This window comes from Bradyrhizobium sp. PRIMUS42 (assembly GCF_023006515.1).
Lineage (GTDB): Bacteria > Pseudomonadota > Alphaproteobacteria > Rhizobiales > Xanthobacteraceae > Bradyrhizobium.
Genome location: NZ_JALBGZ010001137.1, coordinates 1 through 1,336, shown reverse-complemented (window position 1 = coordinate 1,336; position 1,336 = coordinate 1). Strand labels below are relative to the sequence as shown.

The 1,336-nt window shown below is 65.6% G+C and carries 3 protein-coding genes; 2 read left to right on the top strand and 1 reads right to left on the bottom strand.

All coding sequences use genetic code 11. The annotated features are described in order from the left end of the window. Both MOV75_RS38380 and MOV75_RS38375 read left to right on the top strand, forming a co-directional pair. Window positions 1–494, top strand: a 494-nt coding sequence (locus tag MOV75_RS38380) for a transcriptional regulator (RefSeq protein WP_247008039.1), incomplete at its 5' end; no start/stop codon positions are given. A gap of 235 nt (window positions 495–729) precedes the next feature. After that, window positions 730–978, top strand: a complete 249-nt coding sequence (locus tag MOV75_RS38375; protein WP_247008038.1) for a hypothetical protein — start codon at window positions 730–732, stop codon at window positions 976–978. Window positions 979–1,139: 161 nt separating this feature from the next. Here MOV75_RS38375 and MOV75_RS38370 read toward each other — a convergent pair. Further along, window positions 1,140–1,336: twin-arginine translocation (Tat) (locus MOV75_RS38370; protein WP_247008037.1), on the bottom strand; the 197-nt coding region annotated here is incomplete at its 5' end.

Here is a 1,336-nt window from a genome sequence, read left to right as displayed (position 1 = left end):
CGCTCTATCGGCACTTCCCGACGCGCGAGGATCTGTTCGAGGCGGTGTACCGGCGCGAGGTCGAGCAGCTCAGCGAGCTTGCCGAGCATCTGCGAAGCGCGAAGGATCCGGCGTTGCGGCGCGCGCGGATCTGCTACGACCATCTCGCCGGCGATCTCGGCGTGCAAATGCTCGATTCCCTGCGCGAGCGGAATCTGGTCAGGCAGAAGAAGCAGGACATCGAGTTGACGGCCGAGGGCGAGCGCTTCCTCGCCAAGCATCTGCAGATCTCGCCCGATATGCTGAGCCACCCGCGCCGCCCGGTGTGTAAGGCCTGCCTCGACTGGAGCGAGCGGCGGCATCACCTCGCGGGCACGCTGGGGGCCGCCATGATGCAGCGCTTCGCCGAGCTGAAATGGGCGGCTCGCGATGCCACGCCCGGCAGCCGCGTCGTGAATTTCACCCGCACCGGCGAGAAGCAGTTTGCCGCACTGTTCGGTAACGGAAAGGACTGACCGCGCGCGCTTCAGGTGCTGATGCCGGGCCTTCCCGTCCGCCTGCGTCAGCTTCTGTCGTCCCAGACCGCACGCGGCGAACGTTCATGCCGCATTCAGGTCATGATTGGCAGGTTTGGATCGCGCCGTGTCGATGTGTTGCAAGATTTGACATGTCGAATCGTGTCTTTTGATTCATTGTGCGCCGCAAGCGCCAACCCCAAAGACTTGCCCCAAGGACGAGAAGGAAGATCAAATGAAATACCTGTTCGCCGCCGCCATGCTCGCCAGCGCGGTCGTTGGTTTCAGCGAGGCGGCCAGCGCCGCCGAGGGCTGCGGCCGAGGGTTCTATCGCGGTCCCTATGGCAATTGCCGCCCGATGCGTGGCGCAGTCGTGGTGCGTCCCGCCCCCGTGGTGGTGGCTCCGCCGGTCGTCGTCGTGCCCCGCGCGCGCGTGTGCCCCTATGGCTTCCGCTGGTACGCTGGCCGCTGCCGCCCGTTCTGATCTCGTCCATTAACGTTTGCGAAATGGCCGCGCGGCGAAAGCCTGCGCGGCCATTTTTCGTTTTTTGGGGGCCTGACGATTCGCCGCGAATTGGAGCACCTCGGAATCGAAACGGGGACTGCTGGCTGCGATCCCCGTCCAATTCACGCGCTGCGGCGAGCTTACCAGTGATGGCGGCGGTGCCAGCGCCGACGATGCCGGCGCCAATGACGGTGGCCCCAGCCGCGATGGCGGCCATGCCAGTGCACCTGTTCGGGCGTCAGCTTGGCGGCTTCCTCGCTGGTGGTGACTGCCGGATGAGCGTCGGGATTGCCTTGCGGCGTACGAGCGGAATCACTGAGCGGCTGCGGTGACAGCG

Excerpts from the sequence above, each read along its gene's own strand:
- MOV75_RS38375 (WP_247008038.1), top strand. The coding sequence starts at position 730 with ATGAAATACCTGTTCGCCGCCGCCATGCTCGCCAGCGCGGTCGTTGGT.